The sequence below is a fragment of the Pseudomonas sp. OE 28.3 genome (genome assembly GCF_014268205.2).
Taxonomy (GTDB): Bacteria; Pseudomonadota; Gammaproteobacteria; order Pseudomonadales; family Pseudomonadaceae; genus Aquipseudomonas; species Aquipseudomonas edaphica.
Map to the genome: position 1 here is coordinate 2,820,319 of NZ_CP077082.1, position 23,204 is coordinate 2,843,522.

Here is a 23,204-nt window from a genome sequence, read left to right on the forward strand (position 1 = left end):
GCCTGCGTTGGCATCAACTCGGTGTGCCTGAAGTACCGAGGTGCCTGCATCGCAGGCAAGCCAGCTCCCACAGTAGATTTGCGTCGTCTGTAAAATCTTCATTCGCCACATCCCCTCCCAGCTTCTACCCTGAGTGCATAGCCCTCAGGACTCAAAGCACTCATGTACAAAGACCTGAAGTTCCCTGTTCTTATCGTGCACCGTGACATCAAGGCCGACACCGTTGCCGGTGATAGGGTCAGAGGCATCGCCAGGGAGTTGGAACAAGAGGGCTTCAGTATTTTTTCTGCGGTGGATTACGCCGAAGGCCGATTGGTGGCTTCTACCCATCATGGCCTGGCGTGCATGTTGATTGCCGCCGAGGGCGCTGGCGAAAACACCCACCTGCTGCAAAACATGGTCGAGCTGATTCGCCTGGCGCGGGTGAGGGCGCCCAACCTGCCGATCTTTGCCCTGGGCGAGCAGGTCACCCTGGAAAACGCGCCGGCCGATGCCATGAGCGAGCTCAACCAACTGCGCGGCATTCTGTACCTGTTCGAAGACACCGTGCCGTTTCTGGCCCGCCAAGTGGCTCGCGCTGCACGCGCCTACCTTGATGGCTTGTTGCCGCCGTTCTTCAAAGCGCTGGTGCAGCACACGGCCGATTCCAACTATTCCTGGCACACCCCCGGCCATGGCGGCGGTGTGGCTTATCGCAAAAGCCCGGTGGGGCAGGCGTTTCATCAATTCTTTGGCGAAAACACCCTGCGTTCGGACTTGTCCGTGTCGGTGCCGGAGCTGGGGTCATTGCTCGATCACACCGGGCCCTTGGCCGAAGCCGAAGCCCGCGCGGCGCGTAACTTTGGCGCCGATCACACGTTCTTTGTGATCAACGGCACCTCGACGGCCAACAAGATCGTCTGGCATTCCATGGTCGGGCGCGATGACTTGGTGTTGGTGGATCGAAACTGCCACAAGTCGGTGCTGCATTCGATCATCATGACCGGCGCGATCCCGCTGTACCTGTGCCCGGAGCGCAATGAACTGGGGATTATCGGCCCGATCCCCTTAAGCGAATTCAGCCCCGAGTCGATCCGCGCCAAAATTGAAGCCAGCCCCTTGACCCGTGGCCGGCCGGCGAAAGTGAAACTGGCGGTGGTCACCAACTCCACCTATGACGGACTGTGCTACAACGCCGAACTGATCAAACAGCAACTGGGCAACAGTGTCGAGGTGTTGCACTTCGACGAGGCCTGGTACGCCTACGCGGCCTTTCACGAATTCTTTGCCGGGCGTTATGGCATGGGCACCTCGCGCACACCGGACAGCCCGCTGGTGTTCACCACCCACTCGACCCACAAATTGCTCGCGGCCTTCAGCCAGGCGTCGATGATCCACGTGCAGGACGGTGGCGCGCGCCAGCTGGACCGCGACCGCTTCAACGAAGCCTTCATGATGCACATCTCCACTTCGCCGCAATACAGCATCATCGCCTCGCTGGATGTGGCTTCGGCGATGATGGAAGGCCCGGCCGGGCGCTCGCTGTTGCAGGAGATGTTCGACGAAGCCCTGAGCTTTCGCCGTGCCCTGGCCAACCTGCGCCAGCATATTGCTGCCGAAGACTGGTGGTTCTCCATCTGGCAACCACCGTCGGTGGCCGGCATCGACCGGGTCGCCACCGCGGATTGGCTGTTGCACCCGCAGGATGACTGGCATGGCTTTGGCGATGTGGCCGAAGACTATGTGTTGCTGGACCCGATCAAAGTCACTTTGGTGATGCCCGGCCTCAACGCCGGTGGCGCCTTGAGCGACTGCGGAATTCCCGCCGCAGTGGTCAGCAAATTCCTCTGGGAACGGGGGCTGGTGGTGGAAAAGACCGGTTTGTATTCCTTCCTGGTGTTGTTCTCCATGGGCATTACCAAAGGCAAATGGAGTACCTTGCTCACCGAATTGCTGGAGTTCAAGCGCAACTACGACGCCAATGCCAGCCTGGCCAGTTGTTTACCCTCGGTGTTCAAAGAAGGCCCGGCACGTTATCAAGGCCTGGGTTTGCGTGACCTGTGCGACCAATTGCATAGTTGTTACCGCAGCAACGCCACCGCCAAGCACCTCAAGCGGATGTACACCGTGTTGCCGGAAATTGCGATGAAACCGGCCGATGCCTACGACCAACTGGTCAGGGGTGAAGTCGAAGCCGTTTCCATTGACGCCTTGCCAGGACGCATCGCAGCCGTGATGCTGGTGCCTTATCCGCCGGGCATCCCGTTGATCATGCCGGGCGAGCGCTTTACCGAGTCGACACGCTCGATCATCGACTATCTGGCATTTGCCCGTACGTTCGATAGCAGTTTCCCCGGTTTTGTCGCCGATGTTCATGGGTTGCAACACGAAGATGACGGCAGTGGCCGTTGTTACACCGTCGATTGCATCAAGGGTTAAGGATGTTTATGCAAGCTGTAATGAACCCGAAGTATCCGGGGCTCAGCGTTCGGGTCGCCGACGAAGGCTTTGACGCCTACGTGTGGGGCAATGATTTCAGCTTTGAGGTCAGCGCCTATGGCGTACCGGAGATGGGCAAGCGCGTCGACCAATGGGCGCTGGAGCGCATTCTGCCGTACCGCAAGTGTTACGGCATCGACCCGGAAGAGTTCGCCAGTTTCCGCGATGCTCCCGACAGTGCGATTTTTATGGCGTACCTGGATGATCGCGCGGTGGGGCACATTGTGGTCAGCACCAACTGGAATGGTTTTGCCCATGTCGACGAGCTGGCGGTGGCCATGCCTGCACGGCGCCATGGTGTAGCCAAGGCATTGCTGGATGTGGCGCAGTTCTGGAGCCGCAAGAAGAACTTGCCGGGCATGATGCTCGAAACCCAGAACAATAACCTCGGCGCTTGCCGTTTGTATGAGCGCTGCGGGTATGTGATGGGTGGGATCGATCAATTGCGCTATCGCGGGATTGACCCGCAAACCCGCGAAGTGGCAATTTTCTGGTATCGGTTGTTCACGTCTGAGCGGCAGACGGCCTGAATGCCCTTGCCCCTGGCGTTCAGGCCGCGTTGAGGTGCGGCAGGCTAAGTCATGAATCGATCCACGAATGTTCGGTACCAATGGTAACCTGCAACTGGTCACGGAGTGAGCGGTAGTGCTTCTTGGCTTGCTCCAGACTCTGTTTTAGCCCATCAGGCTCACTCAGGCCTTTATTGGCGTAGTACTGGTGAATGTCGTCTTCCAGGCTGAACGGTATACCGGGCACCGCGCCATGTTTGACCTGCTGCATTTTTTCTTTGCTCATTCCATCGAATCCCGCATCGTAAATGTCCGGTCGCTTGGACCTCAGTACATCGTCAAGCAGGTTCGGGCCGACGGTCTCAAAGATCTTGCCTTCGTACTCCAGAAAATCTGAAGTGTAGGTGAACCCGCCGTTGACCTCTCTGGAAAGTGTCGGGCGGTTGGCCGCAAAATACGCTTTGTTTTCAGTGAAGCGCCGGTTCATCTCGGCGATCATTTCGGTGACCACCGGGTTATCCGGTTGCGTGGCGAAGTTACTGGTGTTGTAGAAGGGTTTGTAGTCAGTGATTTTGTGAGCGACTGGTTTGCTGAGCAGCATATCCGAGTCACCCGCGTTCAAACCGGCGGATCCCACCGCGCCTTTGATGGTGTCGTCGGTGTCGAGATAAATGCCACCATATTTATTCATCAACGGATAGCGAGCTACATCGGAAGTGGCGGCAAGGTTTTTTCCTTGGCCTCTGCGGAAGTAGGCATACAGTTCGGTGTTCTTCAAGGGTTGGAAAAAGTCTTCTTCATGCAAATTCATGACGGTGACGCCGGGCGCATCCTTTTCCAGCTTGAGTTTGATGGTCTGCAGCAACTCTGGCGTGTCGGCGTCGACGTGCACAATGGATTTGAAACCGGGCATTTTTTCGGCGTTGGTCGCGATATTCTTGATCAGCTTGTCGGGTATTTCGCCGCCGGCCCAGAAGTAGTGAATGTTGGTTGGGATGGGCCTGATATTGCTGGACTTCTGCAAGATAGCCGGTGGGGTTGCATCGATAAACCTGAAGTTGTGCTCGGGGATCTTCTGGGCATTTTTATATTCCTCCAAGGGTCCCATCTGCCACTTGTTCTTTGCGCTTCTCCAGAAGTACTCGGTGGTGACGCCGTTGGCGTTACCCGAACCGGCCATCCAGGCACCCACCTTGGTATCAAAGGTGGTGACATAGTTCATGCCTCGGTAATTGATGGTGAAGGGGTATGAGGAACCCGTGGTTATTTTTACGTCGTCTACCGGTACGACGTATGTGTTTTCATCGAGTTTCCAGGGTGACGGGGAGTTACCACCCAATAAGCGATTGGCAGTGGCGCGAGGCTCCCAGCCGGCGCTGCCCAGGTCCCGGACCACAATGTTGTCTCGGGCGGCACTGGGGTGTTGGATAACCCGCTGGCCATCCTTGATGGTGGACTGATAGAGCTTGCCGTTGACTTTTATATATTCTTTGTTGTTCGGGCCGACGTAGATATTCGCCTGCAAGCCTTTAACCTGCAGCAGGTCCGGGGAAACGATGGCCTCATATTCAAGCAGCGAGGTTCTATCAAAGACTTTGACGCTCTCACCGGCCGCCGCCGCCGCAGGCTGGAAATCTTTCAACGGTGAACCGTAGGGACGCCCCTTGGTTGCATCGAAGGCATACCATTTGCCGCCCTGGAACAACGCATCACCTTCCAGCATTTCACCAGCAACCCTGGAGGTGCCTATGGCAACCAAGCCATGCTGTGTGCTGGCGGCTTTGAGCACGTCGTAGCTGCCGCTGGCGCCCTTGAGGGTATTGAATACGCTCTTTCCCTTGGACCAGGTCCAGCGGCTGATACCTTTGAGCAAATCGCCCGCACCGCCCAACGGGTTGAGCGCGTCGATTGCGACGGTACCCAGAAACCGGGCGGTTCTTGCTGCACCCTTGAGGCCGGCCACGCCTTTGGCGAGGGCTTTACTCGCATGTGCTGCCTTGCCGGCGCCCAGAGTCACCAGACCGATCACGTCCATGCCAAGGTCAAGCAAACCCTCACCGATATTGCCCTGCGTGAAGTTAACAATCGCAGACCTGAACGGGATCATATTCAGGAAAAACTCCCCGATGGTCTTGTTGGCGGCACTGGTTTTGTCGTAAGACGTTGTTCCTCGGGCATGTTGCAGTAGCTCATCGCCCTGCAAGTCCATGCGTTTGGTGAGTATTTTGGCGATGTAGCGGGTGCGGTCTGAATCGAAGACCTGTGGTGTTACTGTGGTCGCCGGCTTTTCCTTGGCCTGCTCGGCATGTTCGTCTTCGAACGGGTTGAATCGTACGGTTCTATGCAGTGTGTTGGCGTCTCGATTATCGAGCCGGGTGTAGGGTGGCGAGTAAATGTGAGCCAGGTAATTGTGTTTGGAAATGGTCCCGGCGCGTGTATCGATGCGGTAAATATTGACCTGTCCCCCACGGGTGATTTTCACATCCAGCGTATGGCCTTTTTGGATCAGGCTTTTGGTCGAGAAATCGAGGCCGATGAGGTAGCTGTCGGTATGAAAAAACTCGAGTTTTCCATCATCGAAGTTTTCTTTATCTTCGGGTGGCACCGTCGAAATCAGGTATTGGGTCATCCCCGAGTGGCCTTTTTCCAACTCTGCTATGGCCGATGTGTAGCGTTGGGTAAAGGTGTCTGCGACGGAAAGTTCGCCGCTATCGGAAAGCGCGCAAAATTGCTTGATGGGGATGCGTTTGTCATTGGTGACCCAATGTTCGCTGTCATCATTATTGACTTTGTCGCCGTGCATGACGACATCGAGCATTGAATATGTTCCGGGGAAGCGACCGGGGCGTCCTTCGATCAGTCGGGCTTTCGTGAGGTTTTTCGCCTTGAAGACCTCATCGGATATGCCTGGAAATTTCTCCCTGAGCAGTTCCATTCCCAGGTTTTCACGCATCGGGATGGGGGTTGCGAGTGCCCGGCTGATGTCTTGCAAGGTTTGCTGCTGGGCGCTAAAGGTACTTTGCACAGTGTGCATCTGCGTGTCGTCGGGCGTCGTGCCTGCATTCAAGTAGCCTTTGACTTCACCCCAATTGTGCAACGCTTCGCGATGGATATGCTGCGAGAGCGGTGTGCCGATGTCGATGCCCTCTGCGGCGGCGAGCACTTCGCTGTAGGTCATTGTGAGTGTGCGCCCCGGCGATTCAGCTTCCAGCTTGGCGGCGGCGATCGTCAACTGTGTCCAGGGAATGCTGCCGTAGGTCACGCTCGCCGGAATGTCCTTGACCAGGTATTCAGGGGCGCAGTGGGCCAACAACATGCGGGCCGCCAGTTGAGCCGATGCCGCAGAGGCTCGGCCTGTTGCCACCAGATGACGGCTCAAACCCTCGATGACGACCGTGGCCGGTCGGTACCAATGCTGGCGTTGCCCAAGATCAAAGCCGGCAACGCGGTTACGCGCCGGAGTGCCCACGGATTGGGGATTCAGCCCCAGATGAATCGCAGCCAACAAATAGTCATTGACGCTGGTGTTCGTTGCAATGCCGCCCAACCGGGTTTGAATGGCCTGGCCCAGCGCTTGCGCCTTGGCCGATCCCAGCAGCGTTTCTACTGCGCTGCTGGTGAATTTGAAATCATTGCTGGACAACTCGCACGCGGACAACAGATAGCCCAGCACGCCTTTTGGATCAGTCAGTGGCAGTTCCGGCAGCGTTGAGTCAGGAGCGTTCAGCAGGTCGATGATGGCTTGTTTGTCTTGCGCCGAGAGCGGGATCGGCCAGGACAGCGCGCCGCTGAAGTTGCCCAGGGGCGGGGTCTGAACGTGCTCTGTCGCTAGCTGATAAAGGGCCTGCAACGCGTTCAGGGTTTTGGGCAGGGGCAAGTCGCTGCCGCTGAGGTATGTGCCCAATTTGACGATGCTGGTCGGCGCCAGATTGTGCTTTTGATAGTAGCTGGAGCCTTCGCAGACCGGTATTGAGGCGCTATTCCAGTGCGACGTCAGCCGACCTTCGAGCAGGCTTTGCTGCTCACTGGAAAGGGGGGGGCGGGAAGGCGGCGTGCAGTTCTTCCAGGCTTGTGCGCAGTTTTGCCGCCAGGGTTTCCCAGTTACACCGATCGGCAAAAGCTTTTTTAAGCGCTGCCGGGTTGTCCAGGGTGCCAGGGGTTGCATCGTTGGCTGAGGCTTCAATCGAATTCGGTTGAGCGCTAGTTAACGCACCGGCGTCCTGCGGTGGGTTGAGACTGGCAGGGTTTTGAAGGGCTCGATCAGTAAGGACAGAGTGGAGGGTAGTCATAGAAAACGCTTCCTTGTTTAGAGTATGTCGTCCAGTGGAAAGCATTCGGCTGTGCTTTCTGCTTCTGTGAGTGCGACGCTTCTAGAACAAGGTTCCAGCGGGAGTTTTTAGATTTTATGTCGATGAAAGCGCACTAGATGGTGCGCAGGGCGGGGTCAGGTGGATGCAGTAACGGTCAGCAAGGTTTCGGCCTTGTCGGCGACGATTTCCAACAGTGCATTCAACGCCGGAGCAGGTTCAGATTCCTTCAACGTCAATGCGTAAAGGACCACAGGCATCGGCGGCGATAACGGGCACGCATCCAGCCCAGCTTCCCGCGCGCCGAAGGCGGTAAACGGATCGACAATCGCCAGACCCGCTCCGGCCTCCACCATGCTGCGCATCATCTGGTAGGTCTGCACCCGTGTCTGCACCAACGGCAGTGGGCGCAGGGCTTGCAGTTTTGCGTCCAGCAGACGACTTAGCGGGTCGTGACCTTCCAGCCCGATCATTGACTGCCCGGCCAGGTCCTGCAGTGCAATGTACTTTTGCTTGGGTTTGAGCCAGCCATGGGGCGCGAGCAGTTGCAGCTTGCCTTGGGCCAGTACGGTGCTTTGGATTTGTGGGTGCTGCGGATCATGCAGGCTCAGGCCCACGTCGGCTTCGCGCAGCAGCAGGCTCCTGACGATCTCCCGGGTCGGTTGGCTCGACAGGGTGCACGGTGTGTCCTGAAAGCGCCGGCGCAGCATAGCCAGGCTTTGCGGCAACAATTGGTTAGCCAAGGGCTGCGTGCACAAGGCGCGCAAGGGCGGGGCGTGATGATGTTTGAGGCGCCCGGCCAGGCGTTGCAACGGCTCCAGCGCTTCATAGAGGTGGGCGATTTCAGCCTGCAGCTCAAGGGTTTCGCGCGTCGCTTGCAAGCGCCCGCGCACACTGGCGAACAGCATGAAGCCCAATTGCTGCTCAGCGTCCTTGAGGGTTGCGTCCACATCGCCCACGGGGAGTTGCAACCATTCGGCGGCGGTGCCGAGATGTCCGGTCTGCAAGATGGCCTGAATCACTTCGATATGACGTAAACGCATCGCCGGAGTCTATGTTCAGTGCGATGGGGTTTCAATGCCTGGGTAAAAAAGAGCACAGGCATGGGTGAGTGTTGGCTACCGTTAGTGGGTATGTCACTGTCACGGGCAGGGTATACAACGAGTGTATCAATCGAGGGAAAGGGGAGCCTCAACATGCCATCAAGTCGCTTAAGCGGAAAAATACTCACCCAGCGCGGCTTCACGCGCTGGGCGGTGCTGGTGGTGCTGGTCATTATTGGCTTGTTGGCCTTGGCGCTGGGGCCGCGCTTGTTTGGGGATGTAACGCTGACGGAAATCGCCACTGCCAAGGCGCAGGTGGCTGAGCTGGGCAAGGCTGTCGAGCAGTTCCATCAGGATACCGGCCGCTATCCTACGGATGAGGAGGGCCTGGAGGTGCTGACCGTGCAACCTGCGGCATCAGCCAATGGGAAAGGACCCTACGTCAAGGATGAGTTATTGACCGACCCTTGGGGCGTTGCCTATCAGTACCACTACCCGGCGACCCAGCCCAACACCCCCTTCGACCTGTTTTCATTCGGCAAGGACCGAACCCTGGGCGGCGTCGGCGATAACAAGGATATTACCTACGGCGACCACTGAATCACCTGGCATTCCCCATCGACCTGATTAGAATGACGCATCTGATCATCAACGACCAATGCCGCTCACCCGGCACTTAAAACAACAACAGGTCTGGTCTCACATGCCTCTACCCTCGACGTTTTTCGGGGTAAGGGCCAAACAGCTGCTGGTCTTGGTGACCATTGGCTGCGTGGCTGCTTATCTCCTCAATAATCAAGACGAACGCACCCCGGAAAACCACGCCCTTGAGGCGTTTATCCGTTCCCAGGAACAGGTGAGCGAGCAGGTGGGGGCTGTGCTGGAGATTGCGCTGGTCAGGCAGGTGGTGGCGTATCCCGCTTACGGCACGCCGGGCTACAAGCGTTCGCTGTATGCCGTTGAAGGGGAGCGGGGGCGGTTGCTGGTAACGCTCAAGCAGCTGGACGGTGAGCAGGACGTGGAGGTAACGCAGATGCGCCGGCCGTGATCCCCCGGCCCAGTCAACGCCAGTAATGGCCAGGACTGAGCAGGTCGATAAGGCGGGATCTTATGACGCGAGGGTGGTTTGCGATTCGCGGACGATAATAGTCCCCGACTGGATCAATTTGAATTCATCGCCTTCCAATTTTTCTACACGGTCGCCAATGGCCAGCTTGTAGGTGGTGGTAGGCGTCGAGCCAGCCTGGCTGTCCTGCGCCGGGTTGGATTCCTGGAACTCATGCACCGAATACACGCGTCCTTCCGCGTCTCTGGCATGGAACTGTCCGACAAGTACTGCAGCCATCTGTTTAGAACCTCTGGAGATAAACACTCGATTTGCGGTTCTGTAGACCGTCATGGAGCGGGGTAGTTTACCTATGGGAAAAAAATACTATTCGTTGATGTTTTCAGACGCTTCCTACGCTGGTGAGTGCGTGGCAAACAGCTTCGGGATTATCAAAACCCGCTGGTTAACGCGTCACGAAGGCTCTATAACTAAAGGCTCCTTTAGTCAGATGTCGGGAAAACCTCAATGAGCAAGGTCTATACGATTGCCGTCCTGGTTGGCAGCCTTAGAAAAGAGTCGATCAACCGTAAGGTCGCGTTGGCATTGGCCGAACTGGCCCCTGCCAACCTCAAGTTGAACATTGTGGAAATTGGCGATTTGCCGCTCTACAACGAAGACATCGACGGTACTGCGCCGCCCGCAGCCTACAGTACTTTCCGTCAGCAAGTACGCTCATCCGACGCGGTGTTGTTTGTGACACCGGAATACAACCGCTCCGTGCCGGCCCCGTTGAAGAATGCCATTGACGTTGGGTCTCGTCCTTATGGGCAAAGTGTCTATGGGGGTAAGCCTGGGGCGATCATCAGTGTGTCGCCGGGGGCTATTGGTGGGTTTGGGGCGAACCATCATTTGCGTCAGTCGCTGGTGTTTCTGGATGTACCTTGCATGCAGCAGCCCGAAGCGTACCTGGGCGGGGCGGGGAGCGTGTTTGATGAGGCGGGTAAGGTGTCGGAGAAGACCAGGCCGTTTTTGCAGGCGTTTATTGATGCCTATGGTAAGTGGGTTGGGAAGCAGTTGGGCTGATATCGATGGGTGAGTGGGGTGTTTGTCGGTGTACATATCCGTTGCTGCGGTAACGGCGGCTATTGGTTCCGCCCTTACGGCGGGTCACTTTTGGCAAACGCCCGGAATGCCGGCCCAGCCAAAAGTAACCAAAAGGTCTTCGCCCCACCACTCTGTGCCTCGCCTAGGCTCGGCATGCCAGAACGAAGGCTTGAATCCGTGGGCCGCCGCGATGGGCCATCCTTGGCAGAGCACGGCGGCCTGAAAGCCGACCTGAGTGGTTAGATCAAAAGCGAAAGCGGACGTGCATCCACTGGAGGTCTGCTTTTCTGTGGGAGCTGGCTTGCCTGCGATGCAGACGCCTCGGAGTGTCGGGTACACCCGGTTGATGCCATCGCAGGCAAGCCAGCTCCCACCCTTGACCGAGTATGGCTCTGCAGGCCCTAACCCCCAGCCGACCCCAATCGATCAGCAAGCTTCAGCGCCAACCCCGCACTTTCAAGGCGCGACACCTGATCCACCTCCGCCCCCAAAATAGTCTTTTCCACATAAAGCGAGTGCACATCGGTCACCCCGATAAACCCCAGCCACGCCTCCATATAGGGCTTCTGAAAGTCCATCCCCTGCGCGCCAGGTGCCGAAAAATCCATCCCCCGTGCATACACATTCACCGCGATCTTGTCATGCAACAACCCCCGCACTCCATGCTCCGGGCTGAACTCAAACAGCACGTCCTTCTGTGATACCACGTCGATAAAGTGCTTGAGCTTGTAGGGAATCGCGAAATTCCACAGCGGCACCGAAAACACCAGCACATCAGCTTGATGCAGGTGAGCCGCCAGCGCTGTGAGTGTCGTCCAGGCAGCGCTTTGTTCTGCGCTTAACGGCGTACCCGCGATGCCCGCGTATTTGGCGTCCATCACCGGTCCGGCAAACTCCGGCAATTCCAGCGCCCATAAATCCAGGGTCACCACCTGGGTGTCCGGGGCGTTTTGCTGATAGCGAGCGATAAACTGACGAGCGATCTCCAGGGACGCGGAGCGTTGTTTGCGCGGCGAGCATTCGATGTGCAGGAGTGTGGTCATGGTGGCCTCGGGAAAGTTGACTTGGGCATTGCAACATAGCGAGCATTGAAATATAAATCGTATTTAAATCATCTATTGATCACAAATCAGAATATGTTCGATGCCTTGTTGCTCAAAACCTTCGTCGCAGTGGTCGATGAGGGCGGTTTCAGCCGCGCCGCAGAGCGCCTGCACCTGACCCAGTCGGCCGTCAGTGGGCATTTGCGCCGCCTGGAGGAGCAGGTGGGCAAACCTTTGCTCACCCGCACCACCCGGTCCCAGCAATTGACGCCCGATGGTGAACGGCTGATGGCCTATGCCCGTGGCATCCTCGCGTTGAACCGGGACGCCTGGGCCGAGCTGACGCGCTCGGCGTTTGAAGGCAACCTGCGCGTAGGCGTATCGGAGGAGTTCGCGGATGCTCGCCTGTTGCGTGAACTGCAAAACGTCGCGGCGCAATACCCTGGTATGTACATCAGCGTGCAAGTGGGCATTCCCGGTTCGTTGTTGAGTTTGATGAAGCAGGGCGAACTGGACGTGGTGGTGGGTTCGTTGTGCGAATCCAGTGAGCCAGGTTTGGCACTATGGCGTGAGCCGTTAGTGTGGGCCTGGTCCGGGCAGCCGCTCGTAGCCTTGCCGAACCCGTTGCCCCTGGCCTTGTTTCCCGAGCCTTGCCCGTATCGCGAGGCGGCGCTGACGCGTCTTGCCCAAGCGGGCATCGCCCAGCGCAGCGCCATGCAGTGCAGCAGTTACGCGGCGCTGCATGCCGCCGCAGCGGCCGGGTTTGCGATTGCACCGATGGCGCAGAGCCAGGTCGGGCCGGGCTTGGCGATACTCGGCGCCGAACACGGCTTGCCCGCGTTGCCCGATGCCGAGTTCCGCCTGTTCAGCGCCCCGGAGGCGGACCCGCGCCTGGTCGAGGTCGTCACCCAGGTGGTGGTCCGCTACGGCGCTGTTCGCTGGCACTGAGGCTCAGCGCAACCAGTTGGTGCGCGCCAGTTCGATCACTTCATCGCCACGCCCGCTCATCACCGCCTTGAGCATATACAGGCTGAACCCCTTGGCCTGTTCCAGCTTGATGGTCGGCGGCATCACCAGTTCCTGGGTAGCGGTAACCACGTCCACCAGCACCGGGCCGTCATGGGCCAGGGCGCGGCGCAAGGCCGGTTCCAGGTCTTCGGACTGCTCCACGCGAATGCCGAGGATGCCCATGGCGTTGGACATGGCGGCAAAGTCCGGGTTTTTCAGCTCGGTGCCGGTGTCCAGGTAACCGGCGGCTTTCATCTCCATGGCGACAAACCCGAGTGACGAGTTATCAAACACAATGACCTTCACCGGCAATTTCAACTGCGCCAGCGAGATGAAGTCGCCCATCAACATGGCAAAGCCACCGTCGCCGGACATCGAGATCACCTGCCGTCCAGGAAATGCTGCCTGTGCACCAATGGCTTGTGGCATGGCATTGGCCATCGAGCCGTGGTTGAACGAGCCGATCAGGCGGCGTTTGCCGTTCATCTTCAAATACCGCGCAGCCCAGACGGTGGGCGAGCCGACGTCGGCGGTGAAGATCGCATCGTCGTCGGCCAGCTCGCTGAGCAAGCGCGCCACGTACTGCGGGTGAATCGGCCGGTCGGCCTTCGATGGCTGCGCCAGGTCATCCAGGCCTTGGCGGGCTTTTTCATAGTGCTTGAGCGAGGTGTCGAGGAAGCTGCGGTCGGCCTTGCGCGTCAGGCGTGGCAACAGCGCGTCAATTGTCTCGCCAACATCGGCGGCGATGCCCAGGTCCAGGGTGGCGCGACGGCCCAGCGCCTGCGGGTTGCGGTCGACCTGGATGATCCTGGCGTCGGTCGGGTAGAACTGGCGATAGGGGAAGTCGGTGCCGAGCATGATCAGCGTGTCGCAGTTGAGCATTGCGTGGTAACCGGAGCTGAAGCCGATCAGGCCGGTCATGCCCACATCAAACGGGTTGTCCCACTCCACATGCTCCTTGCCGCGCAAGGCGTGCACCACTGGCGCGCCCAAAGCATCGGCCAGGGCTACCACCTGGTCGTGAGCGCCGGCGCAGCCGCTGCCGCACAGCAGGGTGACTTTCTCGCTGCTGTGCAGGATCTCGCTGAGGCGCTGCAGGTCTTGTTCCGCCGGCAAAGTGCGCGGTGCGTGCAGGGCCGGCCAGGGCTTGAGTTTGTCTTCGACTTCCAGCAGCGAGATATCGCCTGGGATCACCACCACCGCCACGCCGCGGTTGAGGATCGCTGAACGCATGGCGCGGTGCAGCACTTGGGGCATCTGCGCAGGGTTGGTGACCAGCTCGATAAAGTGGCTGCACTCTTTGAACAGTTCCTGCGGGTGGGTTTCCTGAAAGTAGTTCAAGCCGATCTCGGAGGAGGGGATTTGCGCCGCGATAGCCAGCACCGGCACATGGTTGCGATGGCAGTCGAACAGGCCATTGATCAAGTGCAGGTTGCCCGGCCCGCAGCTGCCGGCGCATACCGTCAGCTCGCCGGTGGCGGCTGCTTCGGCGCCGGCGGCGAAGGCGGCCACTTCTTCGTGGCGCACGTGCATCCACTCGATGCTGTCCATGGTGCGCAGGGCGTCGGTGAGGCCATTGAGGCTGTCGCCGGTCAGGCCCCAGATGCGCTTGATGCCCGCCTGTTCAAGGGTGGTCGCCAACTGCTGGGCCAGGTTGATTTTCGCCATGAAGAACTCCAATCGTCAGTGAGGTTAAAGGCTGCTGATCAGTAGAGGACAGTTCGAACACCGCGGATGTTCACCCTTGAATGTGAAGATTGCGTCACGGGGCCGACTAAACGCCGCGCATAAAAAAACCCTGGCAAGCCAGGGTTTTTCACAGCAGCAGGCTCAGCGGCGACGGAACAGCGGCAACGGTTCATCCGTGGCAGCCTGGTACGTGACCGAGAAGTCCTTGAGGCTTTCCAGCGCTTCATACGGGTCTTTGTCGGCGCGCAGGGCGAAGGCATCGAACCCGCAACGGCGCAGGTAGAACAGCTGGTCGCGCAGCACATCGCCAATCGCACGCAGTTCGCCCTTGTAACCATAACGGTCACGCAGCAGGCGCGCGTTGGAATAGTTGCGCCCGTCGGTGAAGGCCGGGAAGTTCAGGGCGATGACCTGGAAGTGCTGCACGTCGTCGCCGATCTCTTCGGCTTCCTCGTCGGCGTCCAGCCACACACCCAGGCCGCCGTCGCGGGCCTTGAGGGCGTGCCCGTGTTCACGCCACAGGGCCAGCGGCACGATCAGGTCGTCACAGTTGGAGATGCCGTCGAAGCTCGCGTCCTTGGGCAGCAGGTGCCAGGTTTCGTCGAGGACTTCGTTGTTCTTAATGATTCGCTGCATAGACGCGCTCCTTGAACAGGTCGATGCCAATGCGCTGGTAGGTGTCGATGAAACGCTCATCTTCGGTACGCTGTTCGATGTACACGTCGATCAGCTTGCCGATCACCTCGGGCATGGCTTCCTGGGCGAAGGACGGGCCGAGGATCTTGCCCAGGCTCGCATCGCGGCTGGCGCTGCCACCCAGGGACACTTGGTAGAATTCTTCGCCTTTCTTGTCCACGCCCAGGATGCCGATGTGGCCGACGTGGTGGTGACCACAGGCGTTCATGCAACCGGAGATGTTCAGGTCCAGCTCGCCGATGTCGAACAGGTAGTCCAGGTCGTCGAAACGGCGCTGGATCGATTCGGCAATCGGGATCGACTTGGCGTTGGCCAGGGAGCAGAAGTCGCCACCCGGGCAGCAGATGATGTCGGTCAGCAGGCCGATGTTCGGCGTGGCAAAACCGCCTTCGCGCAGTTCGCCCCACAGGGTGAACAGTTGGCTCTGCTCGACGTCCGCGAGGATGATGTTCTGCTCGTGGGAAGTGCGCAGTTGGCCGAAGCTGTAGCGTTCGGCCAGATCGGCGACGGCGTCCAGCTGTTTGTCGGTGATATCGCCCGGGGCAACACCGGTTGGCTTGAGCGACAGGGTCACGGCCACATAGCCCGGCTTTTTGTGCGCCAGGGTGTTGCGCGTGCGCCAGCGGGCGAAACCTGGGTGTTGCTGGTCGAGGGCAGCCAGTTCGGCGTCCTGATTGCTCAGGGCTTTGTACTCAGGGTCGACGAAGTGCTTGGCTACACGGTGTACTTCGGCTTCGGTCAGGGTGGTCTGGCCGCCGCGCAGGTGTTCCATCTCGGCGTCGACCTTCTGGGCAAATACCTCAGGGGTCAGCGCTTTGACCAGGATCTTGATCCGGGCCTTGTACTTGTTGTCACGACGGCCATAGCGGTTGTAGACCCGCAGGATGGCGTCGAGGTAACTCAACAGGTCCTGCCACGGCAGGAACTCATTGATGAACGCACCGACTACTGGTGTACGGCCCAGGCCGCCACCGACCAGCACACGGAAACCCAACTCGCCGGCGGCGTTGTGCACGGGCTCAAGGCCAATATCATGCACTTCGATCGCTGCGCGGTCCGAGGTCGAGCCATTGATGGCGATCTTGAACTTGCGCGGCAGGTAGGCGAATTCCGGGTGGAAGGTGGTCCACTGGCGCACGATTTCGCACCACGGGCGTGGGTCGATCAGCTCGTCAGCGGCAACGCCGGCAAATTGGTCGGTGGTCACGTTGCGCAGGCAGTTACCACTGGTCTGAATGGCGTGCATCTGCACGGTGGCCAGCTCAGCCAGGATGTCCGGCACGTCTTCCAGTGCCGGCCAGTTGAACTGTACGTTCTGGCGGGTACTGATGTGGGCGTAGCCTTTGTCGAAGTCGCGGGCAATCTTGGCCATCATGCGCGTCTGGCGCGAAGTCAGTTGGCCATAAGGCACGGCAACCCGCAGCATCGGCGCAAAGCGCTGAACATAAAGGCCATTTTGCAGGCGCAGAGGGCGGAACTCTTCTTCGCTCAGTTCACCTGCTAGGTAGCGTCGGGTCTGATCACGGAACTGCTTGACGCGGTCCTCGATGATGCGCTGATCGTATTCGTCGTATACGTACATATAGGTCCTGTTCTCGGCAAATCTGCGCGCACGGCCGCGCACTCCCAACGGAGCCGGCGCACGATACCAGTTTGCGTTTATGCGCAAAAGTGATGTTTGAGTATATGTAAATAACCAAATTGACTAATGAGAACCGTTATCGCGATACCCACATTTGTCATGCGGGCAATCATGATCTTTACTGTCGTCGAGTCTTAGTGCAATCACCTATAAAACCGACAAGAGGCGATGCGATGAGCAATTCAACCAAAGCACGTAAACCTGACAGTACCGTTGATGCCTGGGCCATTCTGTTTCTGATAATTTTAGTGGTTGGAACCGCCGTATTCTGGGTTAGCCACCAATAAAGAAGGTTGATTGAACCTCGATTGACTGTCTCATTGCCATTATGATGGCGATCAACATTCGAGGCACAAACAACCATGCTGAAGGTTCTGATTGCGTGTGTGGGGTTGCTGGGCGTGGCCTATGGGGCGATGGCCCAGGCAACCTCAGTGGTGTTTCTCAACCCGGGCACGTCCGCTGAAAGCTTCTGGGTCAGCTATGCGCAATTTATGCAGGCCGCTGCCAAGGACCTCGGCCTGGATTTGCGCGTGCGTTATTCCGAGCGCAGCGCCGCTAACACCTTGGCCCAGGCCCGCGAAGCACTGCAAGGCAGCGAGCGGCCCGATTACCTGGTGTTGGTCAACGAGCAATACGTCGCCCCGCAGATATTGCGCTTGGCCCAGGGCAGTGGGGTCAAGTTGCTGATCGTGAATAACGCACTGACCGCCGATCAGGTGCAATTGCTCGATGCGCATAAAGATGCCCGCTGGATCGGCAGCCTGGTGGCCGACGACGAGCAAGCCGGTTACCTGATGCTCACCGATTTGTTGCGCAACCACGGCCCGGTGACGCCGGGCACTTCGTTGGACCTGCTGGCGTTTTCCGGCGCCAAGAACACGCCAGCCGCACAGTTGCGTGAACAAGGGTTGCACCGCGCCTTGGCCGAACACCCCGAAGTGCGCCTGCGCCAGTTGGTCTACGGCGAGTGGAGCCGCCAGCGCGCCTTTGAACAAGCCACGCAACTGTTCAAACGCTACCCACAGACGGCGCTGGTGTGGTCGGCCAATGATGAGATGGCATTGGGCGCCATGCAGGCGCTGCAAGACAGCGGTCGTGTGCCGGGCAAGGACGCGCTGTTCAGCGCGATCAATAGCTCGCCCGACATCCTCAAGGCACGCCTGGATGGGCGCCTGAGTACTTTGGTCGCAGGGCATTTCACCCTGGGTGGCTGGGCGATGGTGCTGATCAATGATGACGCCAAAGGGCTTGATATTGGCGCCTACGGCGGGCGTGACCGTAAAGAGGCGTTATTCCAGCTGATTGATGCCAACCAATCAAAACGTTTGTCAGGGCCAATGCCAGCGGTGGATTTCCGCGCACTGTCAGCCGTGGGTAAGCCCGCGTCCTACCGTTACCCGTTCAGCCTGCAACTGCTGTTGCATTAAACCCCGGCCAGGTGCAGTACCAGCTTGACGATGCCAAATAACGTCAGCGCAAACACCGCCGTAAACACAATACCCAGTACGACAAAATGACTGGGTTTGCCATGGGTGAAATCTCGAGCGCGGTTTTTGCCGCTTTGTACACCGAAGGCCGCCGCCATGATGCTGTGCAGCATCTGCCAGAAGGTCGGCGGCTTGTTGTTGGCTGGATCGTTCATAAATCCCTCGTCCGCAAGGCTGTCCTACAGAGCATAGACAATCGGGCAGCCCGCGACTGGCTTGTATCATCCCTCTGGACTCTGCCTTTTGATCGTTCCCACGGGAGGGAACGATCAGAACAACCTTACACTTCCAGGATCAAGAACAGTTTCTGATCCAGCGGCGCCTCAATCAGGGCCTTGTCCAGGTTGATCACGGCGCGGTTGTTTGCCCTGGCTTGATCAATCAGTTCCTTGCGGGTAAAGCGCCGCTCCGCCGGGGTCTTCAAGTGGCCGAAGTCAGGTTTTGATGCCGGCGACTCGACGGATCGGTAATGGAAATGCGCGAACCACAGGTCCGCATCTTCCGACCGTTGCCCGGGCTTGATTTTGCGCTTGTCGCGTATGACATATTCGGTGAGGTAGTCGCCGGCCTTCAGCGGCACGCGTTTTTTCACCAGGTTGATGTCGACAAAACCATGAGTGTGCAGATAGTCGACCTTAGCGGCTTTGGGGCGTTGCAGCAGGTAACCTTCGGCGCACAGCTGCCGAGCCTGGGCTGTTGCGGCTCTGGCCTCTTCGCGGTAGCTATTCCTCAAGTCAATGGCGGGTTCGTCGGTCGCGCTTTTGAGTTCCTCGGCAAGTGCTTCGAATTTGGCCGCGTGCTGGCTCAACATTACATCCCAATCATGGGGATCGACTTCCTCACGTTGACTGGGCTCCAACAGTTTGCGCTGCTGGAAGCGAATGCTGGCATCAATGCCTGCGCGCTGAGCCTTGATGGCTTGGGCATCTGCCCTGATTCTTCTCAATGGGCGAGCCGCGGGCGTGGGCGCTTTGGTCGGCACGCTTGCGGGCTCGACGATTTTCCACACGCCTTCGCTGGCGTGTTCGTGGTACGTAGCGACGATGGCGCCGGTAAGCGTGTCGACAATGTCGACGTAATTGCCCGGTTCATCAGCCTGGCCGGTACGCACGTCGCCGACCAGGCTTTTCTTGTCGGCGGTTTTGATGACCCGTCGGCTGGCCGGTTTTTGTCGCTTGGCTTTGTCGCGGGCGGGCCTGGGGGCCAGCCGTTCTTCAACCAGGATCAAGTTGGCCAATTGCGCTTCGAGGCTGGTGCGGGCCTCGCTCAGTTGCTGCACAAATGGCGCGCGGTACTGCTCTCGCAGCAGCGCACAGCCCATGTCCGTCAGCGAGAGAACGGCGTTTTCCAGGCTTTCATAGCGCTGCAGCACATCCTTGAGTACGTTGATTTGCTCAGTCTCGGAGTAACCGGCAGTCGTGCGCATTTCCGTGTGTGCGTTGACAGTAGCGTAGATCTGGCGGTCGGCGAGGAGTTCCAGGAACGGACGCTCTTGGGGTTTATCGGCGTCAAGCGCGCGATTGAGCAGCACCTCGACCAGCGATAACAGGATGTGCTGCTTGATGACGAGCGAGGAAATGTTTTGGAATTCCGGATGCTCTTTCAACAAGCTTTCACGCAGTGCCGGGCTGGCTTGTTGCATGATGGCTTCGCATTTTTCTGCGCTCTCGAGCAGTTCATTGAGCGCCTCCAGTCGCTGCGTTGCGGCGCTGATATATTCGTCATAGCCATCAGTGATGTTGTTGGGCAGTTCCCTGTCGATACGTTTGAGCAACGCTGAAAAGCTTTCGCCGCGCTGGGTCTCCAGCGTGTCGGCGATTTTTTGATGCTGGTTCGCATAAGTCGCCAACCAGTGCTTGTAAATATTCGACGTCGCGTTATCGCGTGCCTCTTTGTATGTCGGCTCTGTTCTGTCCAGCGCCATCATTTCCGTCGCCATGGCTTCGCTCTGTTGCAGCCCGGTTAGAAGCCCCTGCGCATTTGTGCGGTAATTGTCGACGGCGATATCCCATTGAACTCTGGCGCGCGCCGTGGAGCGTTGGCGTTGCGCATGGCGCTCGGCGATCCGGGGTTGCAATGCCGGCAACAGTCCGGGGTTGTTGAGCATTTCCCAGTCCTTTCTGAGGGCGAGTTTCTGTTCAGCCAATTGAGTGCGCGCCATGCTCACGGCTTGAAGAAGCTGCTGCAGATGGTTCGCCATCGGCGTTAATTCACGGCTATGAACTTCCAGCATTGGGTTCAGTTGTGCCAGCCGTTGTTTCTTGCGATCGATTAACGCAGCCACTCTTTGTCTGGGCATGCCGCCCTCCAGCCTGGCACGCCGGTCCAGCCGCCAATGCCCTTGCCCATCGCTGAGCAACCTGAAGCCGGGGCGCTGCGGGTGCTGCGGATGCACCAGGTAGACCTCGTTGAAACCCGGTACCACGCTCACCTGGAACAGCAGGCCGCCGACGCTGGCGTGCCAGGCTCCGTCAATGCGGTACAGCCCTTTAAGCGCACCGCTGAGCTGCACGGGCGGCAACGTTTCAGGCCATGGCACCCGTACTTCCAGTAACGCGTTGAGCAGCTTGGCGCTGGCCCGGGGGCTGGCAATCGAGCGGCTGAAGTCCAGAGCCGTGTGGCCAGTGGCGGGTGGCTCGCCGGGCAGCGCCACGGCGCCATGGCGCACCTGTGGCGCCGCTTGCGCCGGTGGCCGTCCCGCCGCGCGGCGCCAGGCTTCCAGTTGCAGGGCGTGCTCCTGCGCGGAGGGTTGGGACAAGGGCTGTTGGGACCGATTGGCGGGCGCGGCCGCATGCAGCAGCACCATCGCGGTGTTGAGCAACAGATCGATCAGTGCCAGCTCGCGGGTGGTGGGGTTATCGCTGTCCAGGCCGGCCAAATCCTGCTCCAGGCTGCTGACCAGCACCAGGAACCAGCCGGCCAGCATGGCCGGGCCCTGCACCAGCGGTAACAGCAGGGTATTGAACAGCAGCCATGCGCCTTCCATCACCACGGCCCAGCGGCTTTCATGGTTGGACACCGACTCGCGGTCCGCCAGGTCGACCAAGGCCCGTGCCGTGCTGCCGAACAGATGATTGAGCAGTTGACCGTTGACTTGCGATTGCAGCCATTCGCCTGCCCCTTCATCCACGGCCAGGGTCGCAGGTGCCGGATTTTCAGGGAGGCTGAATTCGTCCCCAGGCAGGAAGCGAATGATGTGCGGTTCCTTGATGCCGCCATGCTCGTAGATGGGGCGGGCCTTGTCGCTCAGCCACGCCAGCACTGTGTCTTGCAGCGCGCCGGGTACGGCCAGTGCGTCGAGCAGGGCCTGGCGGGTCGGGTATTCATGCAGGGCGTCGGCATACAGCGGCTGGTACAGCAGGTGCGGGCCGACACGCGCATCACGCGGTTCGATAATAAACGCATTATTGACCTCATCTGGCGCAGCGCCGGGTTTGCGGCACAGGGCCAATGGGCGCAAAACAATCTCCTGCTCGTCGACGACCCTGTCCGAGGGCATCTCGCCCATCAACGCCTTCACATAGCGATAACCGGTGACGGTGACGCCATGCTGCCCGCGGATCTTGTATTCCAGCGCCTGCATCGGCAGCTTGACCTTGAGTTCACGGGTAAACAGGGTTTCCCGGCGCCGTGCGTCAACCGTGTCGGACAACAAGGTGTCTTTGATTTTTTGCGGGTACATGGTGCCGATATCGACGCGCTGGATCAGCCCGGTACTGCCCAACAGATAGTCTGCGTTGAGCCAGCTTGGAAGGGGCGTTGCATTTTTGGAAAACAGCGTGAGTGTGCCTTTAGGCTTGCCGGCGAGGTTCTTCAGCGCCAGTTCCGTCAGCGACATGCGCACATGCTCGATAATGCCAGCACCGCCTGGGTAGCCGGCAGCCACGGCAAAGTCCAGCACTACCTCATCGGGGTCGCAGTCGCCATGATCGGTTTGCATCTGCTTGCGCAACGCATCGCGACTGAAGCTGTAGATGTTTTCTATGCCCTCATTGAACGCCTGACCCTGGTTTTGCCGCATCACCTGTGCCATGTCTTGCAGGTGGCGATGGTAGGCAAAGCGGTCAGCGTCGTTGGCTTGAGCGAGCCACGGTGGCAGGTGCTCATCGACCTTTTGCAAGGTCGCCGTTGCGGCTGTCGGCACCTGGGTAAACAGCAGCGCCGGATCGGTGAGTTTTTCCAGGCGTCGCCCAAGGGTCACTTCGTCCTGGCCCTGAAACTTCAACGTCGCCAGGTCTTCCAGTTGCTGATTGAGGATCAGGCCGGCCTGTTGCTCGAACACGTTGCCATCGGGTTCATTGCGTCGCCAGGTGAGGCTGTCGAACTGGAACCGCGTCTGCATGCTGGTTGCCCAGGCCTGGCCGAATTCATCCAGGCCGTCAAACACCTGAATATCCCCGGCCACGCTGTACAGCAGCACCTGCTTGTCGCGCACCAGCAGCAGGTCGGGTGTCAGCAGGCGAACTTCCTGGTCGGCATTGACGAGTGTGTTCTCAACAAAATAAACATAAGTGGCGGGCGAAGATTTGGGGAGACGCTCGGTCTGTGTCGGCCAGGTGGCGACGACCCTGAGCATGTCCTGCTGGGTCGGGTTCAAGCTCGATCCGCTCGTGGCACTCGCGGTCATCCGACCGTTGAGAAACTCGCCCAGCCACTGCCAGCGGCTGCTGCCATGGCTGTCGGTTTCGCTCCAATAGTCGGCCAGCGCCGCCTGGAAATACAGGTGAATCGATTCGGGCAGGTCATCAATGATGCTTGCGATTGCCTGCATGTCGATCAGCGTCGGGGCATCAGGCTTGAGGATCGTGGGGATCTGTTGCGTCAGATAGTACGCCAGTTCGCGTTTGGGCCGCAGGTCGAGCAACTGTGGGTTGAGCACATGGGCGATGGCGATTTCCATCAGCGGTCTGTAGGTGTACACGCCGTCCGGGTGTGGAATAGCCAGCTTAAGCGTGGACAGGTCCAGCTTGAGTGTCGGATAGCGTTCCAGGATGCGGCTGCGCAGCGCATTGAACACCACGGAATACAAGGCCGGGCGCGTAGCGAAATGCGCATGGATGGCCTGGGCGGGCAGGTGGCTCAGGGCCATGGGGGAACTCGGGGTGGGCATGATGAAATCCTTTTGCCTGTTTGATGGGGAAGCAACA

Annotated in this window: 16 protein-coding genes; 7 read left to right on the forward strand and 9 right to left on the reverse strand. The window is 59.0% G+C overall.

Annotated features, from left to right (window positions below):
* Positions 1 to 162: 162 nt before the first annotated feature.
* Both HU759_RS12920 and HU759_RS12925 read left to right on the forward strand, forming a co-directional pair.
* On the forward strand, positions 163 to 2,418 hold the full coding sequence (locus HU759_RS12920) for an arginine/lysine/ornithine decarboxylase (RefSeq protein ID WP_170040260.1): 2,256 nt from the start codon (positions 163 to 165) through the stop codon (positions 2,416 to 2,418).
* Between the two features lie 8 nt (positions 2,419 to 2,426).
* Positions 2,427 to 3,008, forward strand: a complete 582-nt coding sequence (locus HU759_RS12925) for a GNAT family N-acetyltransferase (RefSeq protein ID WP_026013697.1) — start codon at positions 2,427 to 2,429, stop codon at positions 3,006 to 3,008.
* Between the two features lie 49 nt (positions 3,009 to 3,057).
* Here HU759_RS12925 and HU759_RS12930 read toward each other — a convergent pair whose 3' ends face one another.
* Complete coding sequence (locus HU759_RS12930) at positions 3,058 to 7,152, reverse strand: glycosyltransferase (RefSeq protein WP_225933047.1); 4,095 nt, start codon at positions 7,150 to 7,152, stop codon at positions 3,058 to 3,060.
* Between the two features lie 279 nt (positions 7,153 to 7,431).
* Positions 7,432 to 8,337: a LysR substrate-binding domain-containing protein gene (locus HU759_RS12935; RefSeq protein WP_099549128.1), complete on the reverse strand. Its 906-nt coding sequence runs from the start codon at positions 8,335 to 8,337 to the stop codon at positions 7,432 to 7,434.
* Between the two features lie 153 nt (positions 8,338 to 8,490).
* On the opposite strand from HU759_RS12935, the gene gspG reads away from it, so the two are divergent.
* Both gspG and HU759_RS12945 read left to right on the forward strand, forming a co-directional pair.
* The gene (gspG, locus tag HU759_RS12940; RefSeq protein WP_017136927.1) at positions 8,491 to 8,937 is read left to right on the forward strand and encodes a type II secretion system major pseudopilin GspG; all 447 of its coding nucleotides are present in this window, start codon (positions 8,491 to 8,493) and stop codon (positions 8,935 to 8,937) included.
* 103 nt (positions 8,938 to 9,040) lie between these two features.
* Positions 9,041 to 9,385, forward strand: a complete 345-nt coding sequence (locus HU759_RS12945; RefSeq protein WP_026013696.1) for a hypothetical protein — start codon at positions 9,041 to 9,043, stop codon at positions 9,383 to 9,385.
* 60 nt (positions 9,386 to 9,445) lie between these two features.
* On the opposite strand, the gene HU759_RS12950 is transcribed toward HU759_RS12945, so the two are convergent.
* The gene (locus HU759_RS12950; protein ID WP_017136925.1) at positions 9,446 to 9,682 is read right to left on the reverse strand and encodes a hypothetical protein; all 237 of its coding nucleotides are present in this window, start codon (positions 9,680 to 9,682) and stop codon (positions 9,446 to 9,448) included.
* Between the two features lie 228 nt (positions 9,683 to 9,910).
* Between HU759_RS12950 and HU759_RS12955 the strand changes: the two genes are divergently transcribed.
* Complete coding sequence (locus HU759_RS12955; RefSeq protein ID WP_186618273.1) at positions 9,911 to 10,468, forward strand: NAD(P)H-dependent oxidoreductase; 558 nt, start codon at positions 9,911 to 9,913, stop codon at positions 10,466 to 10,468.
* Between the two features lie 422 nt (positions 10,469 to 10,890).
* On the opposite strand, the gene HU759_RS12960 is transcribed toward HU759_RS12955, so the two are convergent.
* Positions 10,891 to 11,532, reverse strand: coding sequence for an NAD(P)H-dependent oxidoreductase (locus tag HU759_RS12960; RefSeq protein ID WP_177032874.1), 642 nt, complete (start codon positions 11,530 to 11,532; stop codon positions 10,891 to 10,893).
* A 93-nt stretch (positions 11,533 to 11,625) separates the two neighbouring features.
* Here HU759_RS12960 and HU759_RS12965 point away from each other — a divergent pair, with 93 nt between their 5' ends.
* Complete coding sequence (locus HU759_RS12965) at positions 11,626 to 12,480, forward strand: LysR family transcriptional regulator (protein ID WP_186618271.1); 855 nt, start codon at positions 11,626 to 11,628, stop codon at positions 12,478 to 12,480.
* Positions 12,481 to 12,483: 3 nt separating this feature from the next.
* Here HU759_RS12965 and poxB read toward each other — a convergent pair whose 3' ends face one another.
* From poxB to HU759_RS12980, 3 genes are all read right to left on the reverse strand, one after another.
* The gene (gene poxB / locus HU759_RS12970; RefSeq protein WP_017136921.1) at positions 12,484 to 14,208 is read right to left on the reverse strand and encodes a ubiquinone-dependent pyruvate dehydrogenase; all 1,725 of its coding nucleotides are present in this window, start codon (positions 14,206 to 14,208) and stop codon (positions 12,484 to 12,486) included.
* Between the two features lie 162 nt (positions 14,209 to 14,370).
* A complete protein-coding gene (locus tag HU759_RS12975; protein ID WP_017136920.1) occupies positions 14,371 to 14,865 on the reverse strand; it encodes a DUF934 domain-containing protein in 495 nt (164 codons plus the stop codon).
* A complete protein-coding gene (locus tag HU759_RS12980; protein ID WP_017136919.1) occupies positions 14,849 to 16,507 on the reverse strand; it encodes a nitrite/sulfite reductase in 1,659 nt (552 codons plus the stop codon). The genes HU759_RS12975 and HU759_RS12980 overlap by 17 nt, the downstream gene beginning before the upstream one ends.
* Positions 16,508 to 16,929: 422 nt before the next feature.
* Here HU759_RS12980 and HU759_RS12985 point away from each other — a divergent pair, with 422 nt between their 5' ends.
* Complete coding sequence (locus tag HU759_RS12985) at positions 16,930 to 17,997, forward strand: ABC transporter substrate-binding protein (RefSeq protein WP_169987678.1); 1,068 nt, start codon at positions 16,930 to 16,932, stop codon at positions 17,995 to 17,997.
* Here the strand turns inward: HU759_RS12985 and HU759_RS12990 are convergent.
* Both HU759_RS12990 and HU759_RS12995 read right to left on the reverse strand, forming a co-directional pair.
* The gene (locus HU759_RS12990; protein WP_017136917.1) at positions 17,994 to 18,212 is read right to left on the reverse strand and encodes a DUF2970 domain-containing protein; all 219 of its coding nucleotides are present in this window, start codon (positions 18,210 to 18,212) and stop codon (positions 17,994 to 17,996) included. The two genes, HU759_RS12985 and HU759_RS12990, sit on opposite strands and share 4 nt — an antisense overlap.
* A gap of 125 nt (positions 18,213 to 18,337) precedes the next feature.
* Positions 18,338 to 23,167: a DUF6543 domain-containing protein gene (locus HU759_RS12995; RefSeq protein WP_186618269.1), complete on the reverse strand. Its 4,830-nt coding sequence runs from the start codon at positions 23,165 to 23,167 to the stop codon at positions 18,338 to 18,340.
* Positions 23,168 to 23,204: the final 37 nt, after the last annotated feature.